Annotated in this window: 15 protein-coding genes; all 15 read right to left on the bottom strand. The window is 46.8% G+C overall.

The window, feature by feature from the left end; translation table 11 throughout:
- Positions 1-19 precede the first annotated feature (19 nt).
- Positions 20-2527 (bottom strand): CHASE2 domain-containing protein, encoded by a 2508-nt coding sequence (locus NG792_RS20700; RefSeq protein WP_261236651.1) that lies wholly within the window; start codon positions 2525-2527, stop codon positions 20-22.
- A 505-nt stretch (positions 2528-3032) separates the two neighbouring features.
- Positions 3033-3806: a DUF928 domain-containing protein gene (locus NG792_RS20695; protein ID WP_261236650.1), complete on the bottom strand. Its 774-nt coding sequence runs from the start codon at positions 3804-3806 to the stop codon at positions 3033-3035.
- A 429-nt stretch (positions 3807-4235) separates the two neighbouring features.
- A complete protein-coding gene (locus tag NG792_RS20690) occupies positions 4236-6989 on the bottom strand; it encodes a CHAT domain-containing protein (protein WP_261236649.1) in 2754 nt (917 codons plus the stop codon).
- Positions 6990-7210: 221 nt separating this feature from the next.
- The gene (locus NG792_RS20685) at positions 7211-7768 is read right to left on the bottom strand and encodes a Uma2 family endonuclease (protein ID WP_261236648.1); all 558 of its coding nucleotides are present in this window, start codon (positions 7766-7768) and stop codon (positions 7211-7213) included.
- Between the two features lie 308 nt (positions 7769-8076).
- Positions 8077-9129, bottom strand: coding sequence for a nucleotidyltransferase family protein (locus NG792_RS20680; RefSeq protein WP_261201194.1), 1053 nt, complete (start codon positions 9127-9129; stop codon positions 8077-8079).
- A 23-nt stretch (positions 9130-9152) separates the two neighbouring features.
- A complete protein-coding gene (locus tag NG792_RS20675; protein WP_261236647.1) occupies positions 9153-10037 on the bottom strand; it encodes an SDR family NAD(P)-dependent oxidoreductase in 885 nt (294 codons plus the stop codon).
- A complete protein-coding gene (locus NG792_RS20670; protein ID WP_261201191.1) occupies positions 10034-10732 on the bottom strand; it encodes a glycosyltransferase family 2 protein in 699 nt (232 codons plus the stop codon). The genes NG792_RS20675 and NG792_RS20670 overlap by 4 nt, the downstream gene beginning before the upstream one ends.
- A gap of 42 nt (positions 10733-10774) precedes the next feature.
- On the bottom strand, positions 10775-11464 hold the full coding sequence (locus tag NG792_RS20665; protein WP_261236646.1) for a glycosyltransferase: 690 nt from the start codon (positions 11462-11464) through the stop codon (positions 10775-10777).
- Between the two features lie 20 nt (positions 11465-11484).
- Positions 11485-12246 (bottom strand): glycosyltransferase family 2 protein, encoded by a 762-nt coding sequence (locus NG792_RS20660; protein WP_261236645.1) that lies wholly within the window; start codon positions 12244-12246, stop codon positions 11485-11487.
- Positions 12247-12251: 5 nt separating this feature from the next.
- Positions 12252-13349 (bottom strand): phosphoenolpyruvate carboxykinase (ATP), encoded by a 1098-nt coding sequence (locus NG792_RS20655; RefSeq protein ID WP_261236644.1) that lies wholly within the window; start codon positions 13347-13349, stop codon positions 12252-12254.
- A gap of 79 nt (positions 13350-13428) precedes the next feature.
- Positions 13429-13881, bottom strand: coding sequence for a PqqD family protein (locus NG792_RS20650; RefSeq protein WP_261201188.1), 453 nt, complete (start codon positions 13879-13881; stop codon positions 13429-13431).
- 261 nt (positions 13882-14142) lie between these two features.
- A complete protein-coding gene (locus NG792_RS20645) occupies positions 14143-15381 on the bottom strand; it encodes a nucleotidyltransferase domain-containing protein (protein ID WP_261236643.1) in 1239 nt (412 codons plus the stop codon).
- A gap of 977 nt (positions 15382-16358) precedes the next feature.
- Entirely contained in the window at positions 16359-16568 is a 210-nt protein-coding gene (locus NG792_RS20640; protein ID WP_261201186.1) for a hypothetical protein, read from the bottom strand.
- Positions 16569-16731: 163 nt separating this feature from the next.
- Positions 16732-18168 carry an O-antigen ligase family protein gene (locus NG792_RS20635; protein WP_261236642.1) on the bottom strand — a complete coding sequence of 479 codons (1437 nt, stop codon included), beginning with the start codon at positions 18166-18168 and terminating at the stop codon, positions 16732-16734.
- Between the two features lie 166 nt (positions 18169-18334).
- The gene (locus NG792_RS20630; RefSeq protein ID WP_261236641.1) at positions 18335-19177 is read right to left on the bottom strand and encodes a YaaW family protein; all 843 of its coding nucleotides are present in this window, start codon (positions 19175-19177) and stop codon (positions 18335-18337) included.
- Positions 19178-19289 lie beyond the last annotated feature (112 nt).

Genomic DNA, 19289 nt, shown 5'->3' with positions numbered 1-19289 from the left:
AAGAGAATAAATTGAGGAATTAGCGGGACTGAGTGCGTTTTAAATAGATTTGGGCAACTTTATCTTCTGGGTTAATTCTGAGACATTTTTGAAAGAACCGGGCAGCTTCGGCATATAAGCCTTTGTTGTAAAGCTCGATGGCTTCTTCAAAGATGCTTTTGGTGATTAATTTGCCCTCGCGGATGGAGGGAGGGTCGGCATCAAAGACTTCATAGACGGAGACAATTTCGGATTTGCCTTTGACTTGAACGCGATCAATATGTCTGATATTATAGGAATTCGGGTCCTTCAATCCGCAAAAGGTGCGATCGCCAATTAATAAGGCTACCCCATAATTTTTCGTCAAGCCTTCAATCCGTGAGGCTAAATTGACCGCATCACTAATCACCGTACTATCCATCCGTTTCTGTCCGCCAACGGTCCCCAGCATTAAGGAACCTGTATTGATACCAATGCCGATATGAATGGGGAGATAACCGCTTTGTTCTCGTCCTTGATTGTATTCGGTGAGTCGATTTAACATGGTAATTCCGGCTTTGACGGCATCATCGGCGCTGCCGCTAAATAAAGCCATAATCGCATCGCCAATATATTTATCAATAAAGCCATTATTATCGGCGATCGCGGGTTCCATACTGGAGAGATACGAGTTAATAAATTTAAAGTTATCTTCCGGTGTCATCCCTTCCGAAAGGGTGGTAAAATCGCGAATATCCGAGAATAAAATAGACATTTCCATTTCGACTGCTTCCCCGAGTTTAACTTCGACAATGCTTTCATAGCCTAAAAAATAAAGAAACTCATGGGGAACAAAGCGCCCGTAGGCATCGGTGAGCTCTAATTCCGCATCGAGGGCATCTTCGAGGTTTTGATTGAGTTCAAAGAGTTCTTTGGTAAAGCGTTCTCGTTCCGCTTCAACTTGTTTGCGATCGGTAATATCTTGAAAGGCAGCCATTGCGTAGGAAATATTGCCATTTTCGTCATAAATAGGAGTTCCCCAGGCTTCTATAGGGATGGTGGCATCAGGGCGGTGAATTTCCATATCATCGGCGGTGGTGCGATCGCCTTGAAGTGCGCGCACGATGGGTAAGCGTTCCGAAGGATAGGGGCGATCGCTACCCACAAAATAGATTTGATAAACCTCTGATAAGCGCTGGGTTGGTGCAGTTGTTATCGGTCCTTTTCCCAATAATTCTTTGGCTTTTTGATTGGTATAATAAGGCTTACCCTTAGCATCCAGGACGGCGATCGCCACCGGCATTGCTTCTAAAAATTGAGTCAATTGACTTTGACTATCGCGCTGGAGTCCCCGGCTATAATATCCAGCAATGGTGATTGCTGAAGTGGTTAAAGCCACCATTGGAGAGACGATGGGAACCCACCAACTATTTAAAAAAGCAACATAGCCCGTGATTAAAACTCCTGTACTCCCCAATACTAGCCAGAGGGCAAAGATAGCCCATCGCCCGCTCGAATTGTTCTTAAAAATTCGAGCTTGGAGCAAGGAATAGGAGACGGTGGCCCCAAACAGGGAATTGAAGGTGATCCAGAACCATTCTACAGAATCGGACCAGACTTGAATGAAGGGACGACCATCGAGGGCAGCGCTTAAAATTTGAGCGATCGCATTAGCATGAATCACCACTCCAGGCATTCGCTTTAGACTGTTGCCATAGGCACTGTAGGGGGTCAAAAACAGGTCATTCAGGCTCTCAGCGGTCACCCCCACTAACACCAGGCGATCGCGGAATAAATCTGGGGGAATCCGATCATTCAAAATATCAGTCATTGAGATTGTTTTAAAATTCTTTTCTGTCCCCTTATAGTTCAGAAAAATTTGATACCCTCCCGTATCAGCCCGGACATATCCCCCTTCATTTCCTTGTAAGGGGATAAAGCGGGCTTTACCCAATTGCAATTGGGAGCTATTTGGGTCTACCGCCTCTAAAGCCATCCCTTCGGCTTCCAAATACATTAAACTCATCCGGGCAGATAAACTTAATTTAGTCACCTCATCGTCAGTAACCACGGAGAGTAAACTGCGACGAACTTTACCATCCGGATCTAGGAGCAAATCCGCCATTGCCACCCGTTCAAGATCTTCTAAAAGTTTTGGGGCTTTGACTGGATTGCCCACCACTTTTTCTATCCCAATTAAATTTTGGGTCGATTCAAACACCTGTTGTAATCTTTCTGACCCGGGTTCTACGCGAAAATTCCGATATAAATCAATGCCCATGACCCGGGGTTCATAAGCGCTCACTTTTTCTAATAATTGGGCTAAAATCGCGTCTGGCATCGGCCATTGTCCGACATTTGTAATATCTGTCTCATCAATGGTGACAATGACAATTCGAGGGTCAGTGGGTTCGGAGGGACGGTGACGAACAAATAGGTCTAACGTAGCCCACTCTAACAATTGAAAGAGTCCCGCTGTGTTGGCAGCAATCACGATCGCAGCAACAGTGGGGGCCGTCATCAAGACGCCACGCCATTTCCAAACTTGCTTTCTGAGCTTTAGCCACATCTTTTATCGATACCCAGAAAGGATGAAAGACTCTAGGTTTATCCCAAATTCTAGAAGAATTCCTGGGGTTTGTGGAGAAAAATAACACAAATTGACCACAGCCAATCAAGTTTAAAGATATACCGATGATGAGCTCCACGCGATGGGTTGAGTTCCCGGCTTTCACCCAAGGAAAACCTGCACTGGGCTAAAATAGACCTCTTGCAAAATTCCGGATTGATCCCCCCAACCCCCCTGATTATCCCCCTCCCGTCCCCCTTAAGAAGGGGGAAGCCAGAGGAATAAATGTTTATTTCCCGGGGGCTTAAGAGATTTATGCAAGAGGTCTAATATAGACTGATACCCAATTCGGTTGTTTTAAATCAGTTTTCTCTCAAAGCCGCTGCACTCGGGTTGGATCGGAAAAGCCGGGAAGGGTATTTCCCGGCTTGATGAAATGGCAACGATTGAGCGGACATTGGAGTGAGGGGAGTCCAGAAATGGACTGAATCCCCAGGGAACTCATCTAAGGCAGTGCGATCGGTTTGGTGGCAATTTCCTCTAACCCAACCGAGGCTAATAACCCAGTCCAACTCGCTAGAATTGTAGGGTCATTGGGACTCGACTGCCGAAGCTGGGCTAAGGTGGTCATCATTTCATACCAAATCCCGGCGTTTCCGTACTGCTGGGCGAGTTCCAGGGTGGGAGCAGCCTGCTCGGAACCCCGGGTTAGGGAGTTGGCTTCCACCCGGCGAATGTCTCCCTGGACACCGGGACTATCGGGTTTGAGTCCGGCTTCATCAACGAGGATAAAGGTCCAGCGATAGGTTTGGCCGATTTCTAAAGGAGGTGCATCATCGGGTAAGGCGATCGCCATGACTGCACCTTCGCCTTCAGGGATCGGGATATTGGTTTGGTAGTGATGCTGATTATTTTCATCTTTGAGGGCGAAAAATAGTTCCCTCGCTGAGGTTTTAGGAACGTAAACGTAAAAGGTTGGACGCTGGGCTACGGTCAACCCCTGATCCGCTTCGGGGATGAGTGGTGTGACGCACGCACTGGACAACTGTGGTTCTTGTAAACAGGAATTTCCATCCCGGGATGCACCCCCTGCTGTATTGCGAGGTTGTCCCTTGCCTGGGGGATTGAAAGTGACTTGAGCGATCGCCCCGGGTTGTAGCCGTGGAGCGTTGCTGCTAGTCTGAGCCTGAGCTGGATTAAGAAGTCCTCCCACCCATGCCACATTTAAGGATAGGGTGAACAAGAGGGTTAGAGGTACATTAGTCTGTTGCCTTGCCATATTACAGTTACCCCTCTAGGATAATGTGCCGCTTTATTTCACTTTACTCTATATTCTGATTCAAGTTCCACTCCAATCTTATAGTTTTTATAAAGTTTTCTTCCAACTTCAATTGAGCTTCTGCATTGTCCTCATTGATTTCAGGGTTTCCATCCCCCAATCTGGAGGATTTTTCTTTCCGGATTAAATTTTATCCGACCGATTGGTAAGGATTATTTTGTCTAAAGTGAGTCATAAATTGTCTTTTCCTGTCGGAAAATAGCCCTATAAATTGTTAAAAATACTGCATTTTTTGCCCCTGGATTTGCTCTGATTGCTCCTTATGGCTTCCCTTGGGTTCCCAGGACAATAACATTCAGGGATTGGAGCCTCTGGCGGCCATCTGGCTAATCCGGAAGCAAGAGGCTCCAATCCCTGGCAACCTGGAATTTAAAGCCAATTCCCGACCAAAATAAACGGTGCCCAGTAAAACGGATGTTGGTACTCCGGTTGCTGCAATAAAGCGACTTGAGCGCGACGGAGGGCCTCAGCTTTGCTCATTTGACCCAGGGAGAATTCCCGATAAAAATCAGCCATCAACTGTGAGGTAGAATCGTCTTTCACAGACCACAAGGTTGCTAAAGTCGATCGCGCACCTGAGCGCACCGCCACCCCAGCTAAACCCAATGCTGCCCGTTTGTCCCCGGTTGCCGTTTGACAAGCACTAAACACGAGCAATTCAATGGGAGGAATCTCGGACTGGGTGACCCCCCAGCGGCCCGTTTCTCGCGATCGCAAAATCTCCTGGAGTTGCGTCACATGAATCTTCTGATCATAAGTGAGAATAAAGGTATCCTCGGGATTGGAACTAAACTGGCCGTGGGTGGCCAAATGGACCACGGGAAAAGAACTATTTTGGATCTCCTCCTTCAGAGCATCCGCCGTAAATGCCTGATTTAAAATCATCTGTGCCGGGAGATGTGAGCTAATCTCGTCCAGTTCCCTCGCAACCCCAGGCAAGGCACTAAATCCCTGCCGCGCTTCCGTCAATCCCACCGTTAAGGCGCGGAGTTGATTCGGGGCGATCGCCTGGGGAGCCAGCAATTGTAATCCCGGCGTGAGGGCAATGTTATAACTTTCTACCAGATACCGCCCTCCATCATAAAGCGCTGCCATTGGTAGATTTCGCAAAAGACCATCAAGGACAAACACCAGGGTCTGAATCTGTGCATCAGCTAAACTCGCTTCTGCCGGTCGAATTAGCCAGTCATACACCTGTTCCGATAACTTCAATCGCTCCTGATCCGAGAAAAAAGGATTCAAAGCAGCCAGTAACCGTTCTAGGGTACGTTCTACCTCACTTTGCGGTAAGCCAGTGGCATAATGACGCAGGGGCTGTCCCGGGATGGAGAGAATCACTTCCAGGCGATCGGGTAAAATAATCGGATAAATTGCCGCCGCTTTGGCATCCACCTGGTCGATTTGCACCGGCTGGATATCTAAACAGGCTTGGCGAAAAAAGTTTTCTAATTCAGCCAGTTGCAGGGCTTCCAGGGTTTCCCGGGCTTGTTTGAGGTGGTCTTGAGTGGGATTGTCACTTAAGAGTAAACTGACTAATTCCCGGTAGATGGGTTCGACTCGTTCTTGAAAGGAAAATTGCACCTCTTGGGCGATCGCCACTAAGTCTCGGCGTAGGAGAGACAAACTGCGAACCGCTTCGCTATAGGCAGCGATCGCACTTTGAGTCTCCCCTGTCTGCTTCAAAATGCGTCCGAGTTGCCATTGCCACCGCGCTGCAATCTCTTTGGCATTAATACTCACGGCGATCGCCAGAGCTTGCTGAGTCAATTTTTTGGCATCGGAAAACTGCCCGGTGCGTTTGTACAAATGCCCTAACTCGCCGATGGCGTAGGATTGCGATCGCGGATCTTGCAAGGCATTAGCCTCTTGAACTGCTGTTGCCAGGATTTGGGCGATTTCTGGCTCACTCAGGGTCGGTTCCCCCTCGCCTGTTGCCGATAACCCCTCCAGCATTTTCAGGGCCGAAAACGCGAAATTCACCCGCGCATAGACCCCGGAACGACTAGGGGGGAGGGTTGCCAGTTGCTCAATGATGGGGTTCAAGAGCGATCGGGCAGTTTCCCATTGTTGGGTTTCTACGGATAAACTGAGCTGATTGAGTTGAGCATCCAGTTTAGTAATCGGTGCAGTCGCTGTTGCTGCCGCTTCCTGATAGTAGGTGAGAGCTTGGTCCCAATCCTCTAAAGCCCGGGCGGTATTGCCCAAACTCAAGAGGGTGGTACTGATTTCTCCGGCAGCGCGCAGATTCCGGGCAATAGCTAAACTTTGTGATAACACTCGTTGCGCTTCGGGTAAATCTCCCACGACTTGTAAGGCATTGCCGAGATTTTGTAAGCCGGTGATTTTGAGATGGGAATCCGGTTGGGACTGCAATTCTTGGTTCACTTGCTCTAATAACAGTCGCGATCGCCGGTAGAGTCCCAAGGTTTGCATCCCTTGAGCTTGGTTAATTTGACTGCCCAAGGCCCCGGTGAGGTCCCCTTGAGCTTGATACAAGGCTTCGGCTTGTTTCCAACTGTCGAGGGCGGCTTCTGGTTCTCCCCGGGTCAATTGCAAACTGCCTTTACTGTTTAACGCTTGGGCGCGAATCCTTTCGGAGACTGGATTCCCGGTCCTGTGAGAGGAAGTTGCCGGGGAATCTAGGAGGGATAAACTCTCTTGGATTGATGCTTCTGCGCTGTCCCACTCTCCTAATGCTTGATACGCCAGGGTGAGATAGTTGAGACAGAGGGCTTGATTGAGGCGATCGCCTCCCTGTTGATACCCCTCGGCAGCGCGGTTCCAAACCCTGAGTGCTTCTGCAAACCGTCCCCCCTGATAAAGCTCCCGTCCCTGGTTGACGAGGGTCTCCCGTTGCTCCTCCACGGACTGCGCAGGGAGTTGGGACAACGGCAGGCGATCGCCGGAAATTCCCTGGACTGGAGTAACTGTGAGAACTTGTGAGGGTTCAGAATGCAGTCTTGAGGCGATCGCCGGTAACATCCCGGTGACGAATCCCAACGCCATCAGGAAAGCTATCCCCCTAAGCAGCAGTCGGTATCCCCTCCGGTTAAAAATACTGGTTTTCCAGGGGGTACAGCGCGATCGACATCGGGTGATCAGTTGAGTCAACATTCCTTTCATAGACTAGATACTAAATATCAAACTGCCCTTAGATCAGATTGCCACCCCTTCTGTTTTGTCCCCGATTGCATCACCATTCCCTGCTCCCCTAAACCCTCTGACGCACCCAATTAGGGTAGGCATTCAATGTGCCGGGTCCTTGTGCCTAACCGAGTGACCGGCTGGGTTTGGTCAATGAGCGCCACAGGTTCACCCCTGCGTCAGTTGTGACACTTGTTGAGCTATTCTATCAAGGAATCTTCATAAATTTCTGTCAGAGGTAGGGTTAATCCTAGGGATTCCAAATACAGGTCGTTTCCTAGATTTCCCAGGGTTTTTTCCCAGTTACCTAATGGGTTTTTGCGATAAATTTCAATGGGCATTTTCTCTTGGGGAACGAGGATATATTCTTGGAAACTGGGTAAGGTTTGATAGGCTAAAAACTTTTCTTGACGGTCTGTAGCGACGGTATTAGAGGAGAGAACTTCAACAATTAATCGAGGTTGAGTTTTATACTGGGGATGGCCGTCGGAGGGTTCGCAAACGACCATAACATCGGGATAATAGGCAACATCTGCCTGGGGAATCCAGAGTTTCATTTCTACTGTAAATACTTGGCAGTTTGTATCCCGTAGGCGGTCGTATAGTCCGGATCCGATATTGATAGCAAGGCGATCGTGTTGGGGACTGAGGGTTTCAATTTCAAATAATTGACCGGCGATGTAGTCATGGCGAACGGAACTGGTTTTTTCCAATTCCAGATAGTCCAAAAAGGTCAAGGTTGTCGGTTCGTCGTCCATTTGAGCTGTGCCACTTCAGGGGTTGAATGTATTGTAGCGGTTTGTTGCTCAAAAGAGGCGATCGCCTTGTTCAAGTCGGGGGAAAATCGGTACAAAACTCCGTCAGAAACCCGGTTTTTGGTCCCTTACCCAGTTATAGCGGTTCCCAGACTCTCCGGGGATCGATATTTAGGGAACTCCAAAAAATAAAATAGCCCAAACCCTTCCCCTGAATCAATTGTAGGGTGATCATTGCTCACCCTACTCCTAAACTCCAGATCCACCATTCCCTCGGATTTAACCCCCTCTTCAAGGATGGATTTGAAAAGTTAAGACTTTAATGTGGTTAAAAACTTTACCCAATTGACCTGATATTCCGGCGCTCCATATCTTCTTTGATAAACAAAATATTTATTTTGCAATCGATTAAATAAAGAGCGAGAGTTGGCGTGCCAGCAATGCCACTCTTGCTGTTCAAATGCAGAAATGGGTAAAGTTTTGCTGGCGGAGACGGTGGAGTTGATAAAAGGAACTTGAAAAATCTCCTCAAATGCGTTGATAAAGTTTTGAAAAGGCAGCAAAAACCGAAAGGTGTTGGCGCGATCGCACAATTCATCTCCATCGATTTCAGCGGCATCGGATTCCAGGATTCGATGAGCATCTGCCAGTCGCACTAACGGGAAAACTGGATTTCTGATCCCCCCACCGACGCAAACGTAAAATAATTGGTCCCTCGGATGCAATACTTGGGTGAAAGTGTCACCCACTGACACTTCTTGAGCGCGATGCCAAAAACTGCGTTCCAGGGTTTCGGAAAAGTTATCCCAAAATAAATGCCAGCGCAACATTAATTGCAAATTCGCTTGATTTGTAAATTCCATGACGCAATCTGATGGAGAAAGGCGATCGCCTATGGGTTTCTTAGATTTCCATCCCATTTTCGCCAGGAGGGTCATCGCCTTGACTGCATCTTGAGAACCAACTAATATCTCAAAGTTATTAATCATTCTTTCGCCAATATCGGAATAATGCAGCAAACATAACGCTGCATCTTTTATCAACAAACTGGGAATGCTGGCAGATTTAAACTGCTGTAAGATTTCCGTTAAATGTTTGAAAATGAGCTGATTTTCACACCACGTTCGTCGATACACGCCTTTGAGTTTGACCAAGGAGCGATCGCTAATCTCGTATTGTGATAAATTTCGGTATAATAATGGCAGCAACCGATACGATTCAGAATCGAGTGTTTCAATATCGACTAATTCGCTCCATTCTTGCCAGTAGGCGATCGCCTTTTCACTTTTTTCAACCGCCGCTTGCAGCAATCGTTTTTGTGCTAAGGTGGGTTGACCCCAAACCAGCAGTTCTTGTTCTTGCATTTTAAAGACTCCTGAGCGAGGGTTTAATGGGGGGGATGTTCATAAACCCGAGAGTTATATAATGATAATCCCGCATCAATTTTGAGGATGGTTCCGGTGGTAAATTTTGAGAAATAATCCGAGGCTAAATACACGGCTGCTCTACCAATGTAACGGGGGGGAATCGAGTGTTCATAAAGTACGGTGTAAGGGTGAGGGAGAGCAGTTCCGTCTTCGTTTTCCGCGATCCACCCCGGCGCAATTCCGTTGACACGAATGTTATGGGGTGCTAAATCTACGGCAAGTTCTTGCACGATCGCTCCTAATGCTGCTTTAGAGGCACTATAGCTCACCCATCGGGAAATTTCCCACTGATGTATGGAAGTGACAAACAGAATAGAACCCTGAGTTTGCCGATCGCGCATTCTATTGGCGATCACTTGGGTTAAAAACATCGGCTCAAATACATTAATATTAAAAGTGCTGTGCCAATCCTCTAACTTCAAACTTTTTAGTCCAATTTTATCGATTTTTAGGGCTACATTATTTACCAAAATATCGATATTAATCTGACTAGCTTCTAACTCCTTACACAGATTAAGAATTTTCTCCTGTTCTGAAATATCGAAAATAAAGCATTTAACCTGAATCGGATAAAGGTTTAATTCATGCTGTAATTGTTCGGCTCTTTCTTGACTGCGCTCGATGGCAAAGATATTGGCTCCCTGTTGCGCCATTTCCAGCGCAATACTTCTGCCAATATTATATCCCGCTCCGGTAATCAAGACATTTTTATTCTTTAACAGGCGATCGCTAATAATAACGCTAGGTTCGGGAGGCACTTCGCGAAATTTGGCCGTCTGCAACTTGCTGGGATTGACAAAGGCTTTTACCCCAGCTTTTAACCGCTTTTGCAAGTTAAATTTCATGGTTGAGTTTTCCCGCGACGCCGATCCAGAGACGCTTTGACAATGCGAACGTAATCTTTCCGGAAGTCGCGATCGCGGATTCCCGTATTCGTTTGATGAATTCTGCGCCTTAGCACTAGATCCGGTAACATCACGCTTTTTAATCCCGCCTCCATTGCTTTTAAATACCAGTCAATAAATTCTCCTAATTTCCAATGAGTATCAAACAATCCCACGCGCTCAAATGCCTCTTTCTTAATCATCATTGTTCCCGGATGATATCCCGCTATTAATTCCGGGGGACAGTAAACTTTCTGTTTCACGTCTTCAGGCAATTCTGGACTGTGAAAGTTTTTCATCTGTCCGAAAACGATATCCACTTCGGGTTTATTCGCAAAAGCTTCTAATTGACGATTTAACTTGTTTTCTTCCCAAATATCATCAGCATCTAAAAAGGCTAAATAGTTGCCTTTAGCGAGTTGAGTGCCATAATTGCGAGCGGTTCCGGCTCCTTGATGGGGTTGAGCGTAGTATTGAATAGATGCGGAAAATTCTCCCGCTACCGCCGCACTGTTGTCAGTGGAACCATCATCGATTGCCAGGATTTCAAAAGGAGTATGAGTTTGGCGCAAAATGCTTTCTATCGCTTCTTTTAAATAGCGATCGCAGTTATAAACTGGCACGATCACACTGACTAACGGTTGATTTTCCCTCATTTCCAACTCCTCATTATCGAGCCTTCCACTTCCAGCAGTTTTCTATCCTTCAGCTTTTTGCTTTTTTCGCTCTATCGATTGTCTCAGCAGTTTTAATAAATCTTGATTGTTGACCTGAGCTTGGTTGGAGAGATTGGTATCGTGAATATATTTATGAAGAAACACTTCCGGGATTGCTATCACCGAAATATTCAGATCTTTGACTCGTGAAAACCAGTCTACATCATTAGCAATGGTAAAATTAGAATTAAATTTCCCCACGGAATCGAATAGAGATTTGCGAGCGACTAAGGTTTCCATGATATAAGCAATGCGATCGCCTTCAAACAGTTCTGGTTTAAACCCAGGTGGAATCGAATGACCTTCCTCTAAAATAAACTTGACTTTGGCAACGCTATATTGGATTTCTGGATGTTCAAGCAGATAGTTAATCTGAGTGCTTAATTTGTTGGAAGTCCAAACATCATCATGAGAAAGAAAAGCAATAAACTCTCCTCGTGCGCTTTCAATTCCCAAGTTATAAGCTTCGGCAATTCCCGGTTTCTTCTGTTGAACACAACGCACTTGAGGATAGGATTGAGCAATGTTTAAGGTCCGATCGCTAGAGTGACCATCTACCACAATAATCTCATAATCTTTAAAGGTTTGAGCCATGATACTGTCGATCGCTCTGGCGATATATCGTTCGCCATTTTTGACCACGATGATAGCACTAACCATTGGAGCATTCATAAGCCAGTTTGGATTCATATTTAATTAAACGACTGAAAGCGAGGATGACTGGGATGCACTCCCAAATATTCCGACAGGGAAGGTAACTCCTTGGGTAAACTCGCAAAAGTGTCTTGGCGTTGCCGTTTGCGCTCAATATGCTTTTTATAAATTCGCAAAAACCCCAATTCTACTAATTCTTTACCGCCTGTCATATTTTCTTGATGTTTGCGATAAAACAAACTGACAGTTTTTATCAGTTTTTTAGGAATATTGTTTTCCCAAGCTCGCAAGAATAAATCCACATCTTCGCCATAGCGCATGGTTTCATCAAAGCCACCGAGTTTATCGAAAACGCCTCGGCGATAAAGTGCACTTCCCAGATTAATATAGTGATAGGCTGGCGTCGTTTTTTCAAATTTAGAGTCAAAAAGTTGCAGTTCTTGAATCAAGCCTTGCGCGATTTGAATAGACGGATTTTCGAGGAACGCATTGACTAACTCGATTACACAATTTTCCGACCATAAATCGTCCGCATCTAAAAACCCAAGAATCTCGCCTTTTGCCAGTTTGATGCCTGCATTGCGAGCCGCAGCAGGTCCCGCATTGTTTTGATAAATGTAGCGAATGCGATCGCCATACTCCTTGGCAATTTCAGCAGTGCGATCGCTGGAGCCGTCATCAACCACTAGAATTTCTAGGGAATGATAATCTTGAACGAAGACACTTTCAATCGCATCAGATAGATAAGTTTCTGCATTGTAGGCGGGAATAATAACGCTAATCAAGGGTAATTTTTCCATCACCTTTAATGTATTCCTTGGCTGAGAAGTTGGAAGATAGTTTGGGGAATTTGCTCGATTTCGGTACCGACTCGCAATTCGTAACAGGGGACGCGATCGGCCACGGTTTTCATCATTTGACAGGCTTCTTTGCCGGTACCGGGTAATTGAATCATCGTGCTGGGAGCGAGTGCGGTTAAGGCACTGGTGGATGAAGTGGGTTCTAATGTAGTGTCTTTTGTTCCGGCAATTCGAGGAATCAAAATGGCTTTGATGGGGAAATGGTTGAGAATTTTCTCGGGAAAGGTTTGATGAATAAAGTAAAGCGCTTTTTCTGTATCGAGGCGATCGCGATTGCGAATGGCAGAGGCTAAAAACGGCAACCGTTCCACATCATCAGCATTTTTTTTGCCGGTATTGTAAAGACTAAATACGGTAGGAGTCGGTGTTGGAGAAATTAAACAATAATCGTCGCTGGCATAAAACAAGTTAGAATTTAAACAAGCTAAGGCAGAGGTAGATTTTCCCGATCCGCCTTTTCCAGCAAGCAAAACGCCGCCTTCGGGAAGTCCTACGGCACCGGCATGAACCAGTTGCACCTCTCGTTGATTCAACCAAACGTTAAAAATGGTTCGCAGGGGAGCACCCGTTTCCCAATAGGGAATTTGTTTGACGGTAGATATCCAATAAATCCCTAAGTTGCGATCGCGATCGAGTAAGCTTAAGGCATAAGAACCCCATTGAAAGCTCGTATGAATGCGATCGGTATTGTATCCGATAATTTCGCCGCGTTTGGGATGGTAGCAATCTTTTGACCACGGTGGTGGTAGCATAGCGGTGTGCGTAGATTCGCTATCCCACAAACACACGGTGAGTTCTGGATTGGCAACCGCTTCTATTTCTAAATGGGATAATGCTGGCGTCAAATAGGGAATTAAAGCGGAACCCGCAAAACACAAGCGGATTTTATGTCCCGCTAGGTTATAAAATCGTTCTACAGATCCCTCGGACGCTACTTCGGCTGTTTTATATTTCTCGCCAACAGCATTGAAAAAATCTATAGGCGCTTGTGGGTCCGTATTCGATGTTGCAGCTTCTAACTCTATTTTTTTCGGGATTACCATCGCTTTCTTTTGCTGCTTTTTATTTTTTGGATTGGGGTTTAAATCTCTTTTTAAACCCCGGGTTTTCACAGTTCTACGCTTACTGTTTGACGTTGGGCCATCCCATGTCATCAACTTCATGGATGGGATCTAATGCCAGCAATTCCTCCATATCGGTATATTTTTGTAGAGTGGGAATTTCAAAGGGCTGCTTTTGCATTGAGGATAAATTTTCGGCAATAGCATTGGAAATAGTTTCTGACGATAAAGCGCCCCGAGCGTCTGGGACAATCAGTTCTTCATGCTCTAGTTTAGCTAAAAAATCCTGGATGGAAGTCTCAATTTGACTAGGTTCTCCTTCGTAGCGCTCTAGAATTTCTTGGAAAACGCGTTCGGTGGGTTTTCCTTGCAGTAAACCTTCCCAAATTTCGGCTCCCGTTGCCATAAAACTATAGTAGTCTCCTTTGTCTAAGTTGACCACTACCACTTCTCCTTCAATGGTTTCGTGAACCACTTTGGGGCTATTGACTCTATATTTTTGCGTTATTTTCATGGCTTGTTTGATTTCAAAGTGATAGAAGGACCGCCCGGATTTGGGGGACGTAGGAAATAGGGGTGTTTCTTGGACTTGTAAAAGGCTAAATTTAGCTTAACCGGGGGTTTTCCTCTTGTCAAGAGATTGGCTCGTTTAAAAATGTTGATTTGATAAAGTTTTATTAAACTTTAACTTTAAAATTTTTCTAGCTTAGAAGCGAGGGACGGACTCCTTTCAGGGGGTAGAATCCGTCTGGACTTCCTGGAGTAAGGCCGTGGATTAATTTCTGTGTTTTTCCAATGCTTTCACAATTTGTTCGCGAACCAGTCGGTAAGGGCGCAGAAAGTAATAGGGAAGCTGGGGAAATTCCGATAAAGGCAGCATCAACCAGTCTGAGGTAGTTGGAGTAGTTGCCACTTGGAAAAAATAATTGAGCCGATCGCCGATATGTTCTCTGACTTGCAGATGAAATCGGGTTTGGGTCCCATCGGAAATGGAACTGACTGGAGGCTCGAACAATTGTTGATAAACCCCAGGAAGGAGAGTCTTCAAGCTGGGGTCGCGCGACAGTTGCTGCTGAATGTTTTCGGGTAAATCGATTCCCAATAGTTCGGAGGCCAAACTTAACCCCAGCCCTAGCATTCGCTGGACTCTGTGGTGCTGAGCTTGCTGGAGAATTTGGTCCCAGTTTAGCTGAGGATGGTTGCGAATCAGGTAGGCAATGTCGGCAATTCTTGAGAGTTGCCTCCAACAGTCTTTGGTGCCATGTCCAATCAGGGCGAAGAGGGTTCTTTCGGGGGAAAGGGTGGGCACTTCTTGTCCGGAAATGCTCACGGATTCCAGAGTCTCCCAAAAGTCTTCTGTTTCAAGACAAAAACTAAAATATTTAGGCATGATTGCCCAATGCAGTTCGATGACTAAATGGCTTTGGGGATGCACGAAGGGATAGGCGGCTTCGCGAACGAAATGATAAATATCCCGCGATCGCAAAAAAGTCTCTTCTTGTTCTGAGGTGAGTTGAATCCGTTCGATTTTCATTCGGTATCCCTGGGACAACAATACCGCTTTGGCTTTTTCAATGTCTTTTTCGCGAATCAAAATATCTAAATCGCTAAACTGACGCAGGGAACAGTTTCCATAGGCTAATGCGGCCAGGGTCGCTCCCTTAAAAGGAAGGCTTTTAATTCCTTCTTTCTCCAACAATAACAACAGTTTTAACAACTCTCCACTTAATAATAAATTGTGTCGGCTATTTAAGCGAAAATCGAGGGTTAACTGTTTGAAAGCTGCGGGTGGGATGGACTCGCTTAGAGGGCTCAAACTGGTATAAACCAGAGGCATGACGCGATGGCGATTTGCCAGTTTTAGGAGAATCTGCCAGTTTATGGGGTTTTGTAACAGAGATTTCAGCAAGTCTATTTTCTCCGACTCGGGCTGGGAACTGGCACAAGTCAATAAAATTTCGAGTTCTCGTAGATGGGTTTTTGTGAATTGTTCGAGGTTGATTTGATATAACATCTGATGTCAATGTATAGGAGTTTTGATTGGCGATCGCCCGCGCGCAGGTCGAGGATTGCTAAACGGAGCTAGGGGGATAAATCCGACGCCGGAGCGTAGGGTTTGAAGAAACCAGAGCGAGAATCGTGCAAGATGTCGGTTTTTAACCGACTGAAAGAGTTATTGTGTTCCGGCTTTTAGTCGGTTTGAACTTTTAAGAAATACACTCACAAAGGTAGGTTTAACTACCAAAAAAAGCCCCATGAGTTAGCTTTTCTCGGGAGGTTATTGACCACCCGTTCTCAATACTTCTGTTCATAGGCATCTATGCCTGGATCTACATAGAGGCCCCTAATGTCCAGAAGTGATAGAAAAGGCGTGCCAGTTTGTGAGCAGTAGCAATAATAGCTTGAGGTGTACCCAAACGGGATCGCATCCGTCAATAAAAAGCGCTTAACGTGAAATTGCTCCTCCTGAAGGTTTGGGCAGCCCTGGGTAACGCCCCAGCAACTCCATTGACAACATGGCGAGTTTTGGAGCTTTTAGCCTTACCTCCCGTAATGCGAGTTCCAAGGCACAAGCCTAACCAAGAGGTAAAGTGTTTCAGCGCAGGGCAACGAAATGGAGCTAATCGTAACACGGAATATAGCAATTCTAAATGATTGGGAACAACACCACCGAGCAAGATGTAAAGCCCGAAGCTCGGGCTAAGGGCTGACTTGAAGGCTGCGCCAATGCTATGGGGCAGTACCAAGGTTGATACTAAGGCACTGCCTTGTTTTTCCCCATAAATCTCGGGCAAGTGAGGGAAAAGTTCCCATCAGGGGGTTTTAAAATGTTAAGAAATCATAACGATTAGGGCAAAGTGGGCTTTGCGAATTCTCCTGATATAGCGAAGAGAAAAAAGGCAGAGAATGACGCGGATGAAGCGAATTAACTGAGCAAATTGTATCCCAGGTTACAGTTAAGATTGACTGAATTCAGACTAGGGAGAGAAATTAGTCAATCATTTGCAGCCAACCGCGCCGGACGGCATAAACGAGGCGATCGATGAGGGTAATTTCTTCATCACTGAGGTCCTGTTCTAAAAGGGCAACCTTGATAAATTGCCGATCGCGTTGGGTAATCCGACCCACGGAATAAATATGAGAAAAAACATCGGTTACGGTCAGATTCGGGAACTGGTAAATCGCATCTATGATCATCATAAGAATTTTTCAAAGTTTCAAAATTTCTATGGGCTTCTGAAGCTACCATAAACGCGATCGTCTTGATTCAACCACCGCAGATCTATAGAAATCGATTCTCCGTAAATTCTCGGATACGCACTTCCGTATATTCTCGTATTTCTGATAGCAGAGGCAAAATTACTTAATAAACCGCCGATCGCCGGGAGTCTGCTACCCCATAAATTGCGGCGAGGATCAACCATCCCAAAATGTTAACCCGAGAGTCAAAGAGGGTGACATCGAAGAGGTGAAATAAGGTACAACCGGCAAAGGTAACTAGGTAGGTGAAAAAAATCAAGCGATCGTTTGTGAGTACCCCAGGGACAGAGACAGTCGCCTCAGCATTTCTGTCTAAAGGCAGATCGCTCCAATTCTTGAACGCTAAGACCCCTTTGGCCAGGACCCAACCGACTAACCCGCACAAGAACAGCATCCCGGGAATTCCCGTTTCTGCACTCAGCATCAAAAATAGGTTATGGGGATGACCCATCCAGACTTGAGTTTGGGCCTCATAGAGTTCGCTAAAGCTTCGTAAACCCCACCCGGTGATGGGGCGATCGCGAGTCAAATCCCAGGCAAATTGCCATTGAGTCGTGCGGAGGGTTGCCACGGGGCGATCGGGATATAACTGGTCCGTAATTCGCATCCAAAAATAAGCCGGAACGATCGCCTGTAATCCTTGGCGGATGGGGTGAGGACCAAACGCCGACCCTAACACCGCAGATATGGCCCCGAGAATCCCCAGCAACAGCCAACGCCATCCTTGGTACAGGATAAACACCAACCCCGCAAAAGAAGCCAGTGCCCACCCATTGCGGGAATTAGTCAATACCAAGGCGATCGCATTCGCCAATAGCGCCAGGGTCAAAAACACCAACCCCCACCCCACTTTTTCTTCCTCTCCCGTCACCGACAGGTCAATGGTTTTAACCACCCGGGGATCGCGGGGATCGCGGATTTTTTCGGGTTTTTTCGGCTGTTGTTTCAGGGTTCGCCATGCCTGAAAACTCTCACACCAGAGTCCCAATCCCAGAATCAAGGTCATTAAAAAATAACTGGCCAAAACGTTGGCATATTCAAACACCGATGCCATCCGTCCCGGAGGGGCGCCGGTGGCATCCAAGCGCCAATCTAAGATTAATCCTAATTTGACGGGTCCTGCCCATCCCCAAAATAATTGACCCCAGCCAATCACGGCGATCGGGACCGAGGTGGCGATCGCAATCCAAGCCATTCGCCGCATCTGTGCAGGGGTCTGGATCAGTAGGCTAAAGGTGACAAATAAGGCAAAGAAGGGCAGAAAATTAAATAATCCCAGGAAGGCAGAGAGGCGATCGGTGGCAAACACGGTTGTCACAACTAACCACAGGGCCAGGACCGCAAATCCTTGGTTGAGCGATCGCTCGTGAATTTCCCGGTACCGTTGTTTCCAGGTGCCAAACAGGGCCAACAACAAACCCATCCCACCCAGTAACGGACTCATGGGTAATAACAACAGTCCCACTTGGGCGCTATTCCACCAGAGTTGTAAACGGCGATCGGGATGGCAAATGGTCCGCAAGGATAAGGATTTGGTCATTGGCAGAGTGCAGGATTAAGGATGAAGTGGCAAGGATGAGGAAAATCACGAACGAGGGAAACGACAGCAAGTCGTTACTACAAACATCGCCTAACGACCATCTCCCCCATCTTCCCCATCTTCCCCGTCTCGATGGCGGTCTCCCCCATCTCCAACCCAGGACTCATTAAGCAAATTCCCAACACTCACTGCGTGTCAAGCGAATTTGGGCCAAGGTAAAAATGGTGGGGATAATGCGTCCATAGTTGGTAGCAATGGTCCGCCAGCCTAAATCGGCGAAGAACCAACCCCACAGGACGGGTCCGAGTAATGCTAAGGCACTGCGGGCAGCCCCATAGCGGGCAACGGAGAGGGCCATTCCGCGTTTGGCAGTTTGGGCAGTGAGGTAAGTCTGAACTTGACCTGCTGCCACTGCGCCCCCTCGGACGATCGCCGTTTGGGCGACTTGATACCGGGCAAAATGGAGGGAGAACTGGTGGGCAATATGTTGAAGGACGACTGGCTTGACGACGGAGGTAAAGGCGACCGCACTTCCGCCTTTGAAGAATAAGCCCAGGGGGTCTTTTTGGACCGACAGGGGCAGGGGTTTGGGAATGGTTGCCGAGGCCAGGGATCGCTGGACCCTTACTGTCAAGGCGTTTTGTTCCGAGGCGGGGAGTTGTCGCCATGCTTTGCCCAACAAGCACAGAAACACCTCAGCTTCTAAATCCGTGGTGGACAGGGCTTGAGAATAGGGAATTTTTAAATAGCGGCAAACTTGGATGAGGGTTTGTCGGTAGGTGACTTTGCGGGTTTTTCCTCTTAAAACAGTTAACCCATCGGCGGCGAGATAGCGAAATCTCTCTTCGATCGCATCCAGCCAGAAATCGCGATCGCGACTTTGGATATCGATCGGTTCTGGAGTTTGTAGGTAATCAATCGGATTAAAGCGACGACGGAATAAGATGTCCGTGATTTGCTGTAATTCCTCTTCTGTGGCTAACTCTAGCGCTGCTCTCAGTTCGTCCAAGGTTGGCTTCCTCCCCTGTGCTTGTCTTGTAAACCCTGCGGTTTCGACAGATTGGCAATCTTGATATGAGCGATGGATTCGGCGACTCTAGGGCCCGAAATATTTACCGTCT

This window comes from Laspinema olomoucense D3b (assembly GCF_025370785.1).
In the GTDB taxonomy this organism is placed as follows: Bacteria; Cyanobacteriota; Cyanobacteriia; order Cyanobacteriales; family Laspinemataceae; genus Laspinema; species Laspinema olomoucense.
This window is presented reverse-complemented; position numbering and strand designations above follow the sequence as displayed.

Excerpts from the sequence above, each read along its gene's own strand:
- NG792_RS20700 (WP_261236651.1), bottom strand. The coding sequence starts at position 2,527 with ATGTGGCTAAAGCTCAGAAAGCAAGTTTGGAAATGGCGTGGCGTCTTG.
- NG792_RS20695 (WP_261236650.1), bottom strand. The coding sequence starts at position 3,806 with ATGGCAAGGCAACAGACTAATGTACCTCTAACCCTCTTGTTCACCCTA.
- NG792_RS20690 (WP_261236649.1), bottom strand. The coding sequence starts at position 6,989 with ATGAAAGGAATGTTGACTCAACTGATCACCCGATGTCGATCGCGCTGT.
- NG792_RS20685 (WP_261236648.1), bottom strand. The coding sequence starts at position 7,768 with ATGGACGACGAACCGACAACCTTGACCTTTTTGGACTATCTGGAATTG.
- NG792_RS20680 (WP_261201194.1), bottom strand. The coding sequence starts at position 9,129 with ATGCAAGAACAAGAACTGCTGGTTTGGGGTCAACCCACCTTAGCACAA.
- NG792_RS20675 (WP_261236647.1), bottom strand. The coding sequence starts at position 10,037 with ATGAAATTTAACTTGCAAAAGCGGTTAAAAGCTGGGGTAAAAGCCTTT.
- NG792_RS20670 (WP_261201191.1), bottom strand. The coding sequence starts at position 10,732 with ATGAGGGAAAATCAACCGTTAGTCAGTGTGATCGTGCCAGTTTATAAC.
- NG792_RS20665 (WP_261236646.1), bottom strand. The coding sequence starts at position 11,464 with ATGAATGCTCCAATGGTTAGTGCTATCATCGTGGTCAAAAATGGCGAA.
- NG792_RS20660 (WP_261236645.1), bottom strand. The coding sequence starts at position 12,246 with ATGGAAAAATTACCCTTGATTAGCGTTATTATTCCCGCCTACAATGCA.
- NG792_RS20655 (WP_261236644.1), bottom strand. The coding sequence starts at position 13,349 with ATGGTAATCCCGAAAAAAATAGAGTTAGAAGCTGCAACATCGAATACG.
- NG792_RS20650 (WP_261201188.1), bottom strand. The coding sequence starts at position 13,881 with ATGAAAATAACGCAAAAATATAGAGTCAATAGCCCCAAAGTGGTTCAC.
- NG792_RS20645 (WP_261236643.1), bottom strand. The coding sequence starts at position 15,381 with ATGTTATATCAAATCAACCTCGAACAATTCACAAAAACCCATCTACGA.
- NG792_RS20640 (WP_261201186.1), bottom strand. The coding sequence starts at position 16,568 with ATGATGATCATAGATGCGATTTACCAGTTCCCGAATCTGACCGTAACC.
- NG792_RS20635 (WP_261236642.1), bottom strand. The coding sequence starts at position 18,168 with ATGACCAAATCCTTATCCTTGCGGACCATTTGCCATCCCGATCGCCGT.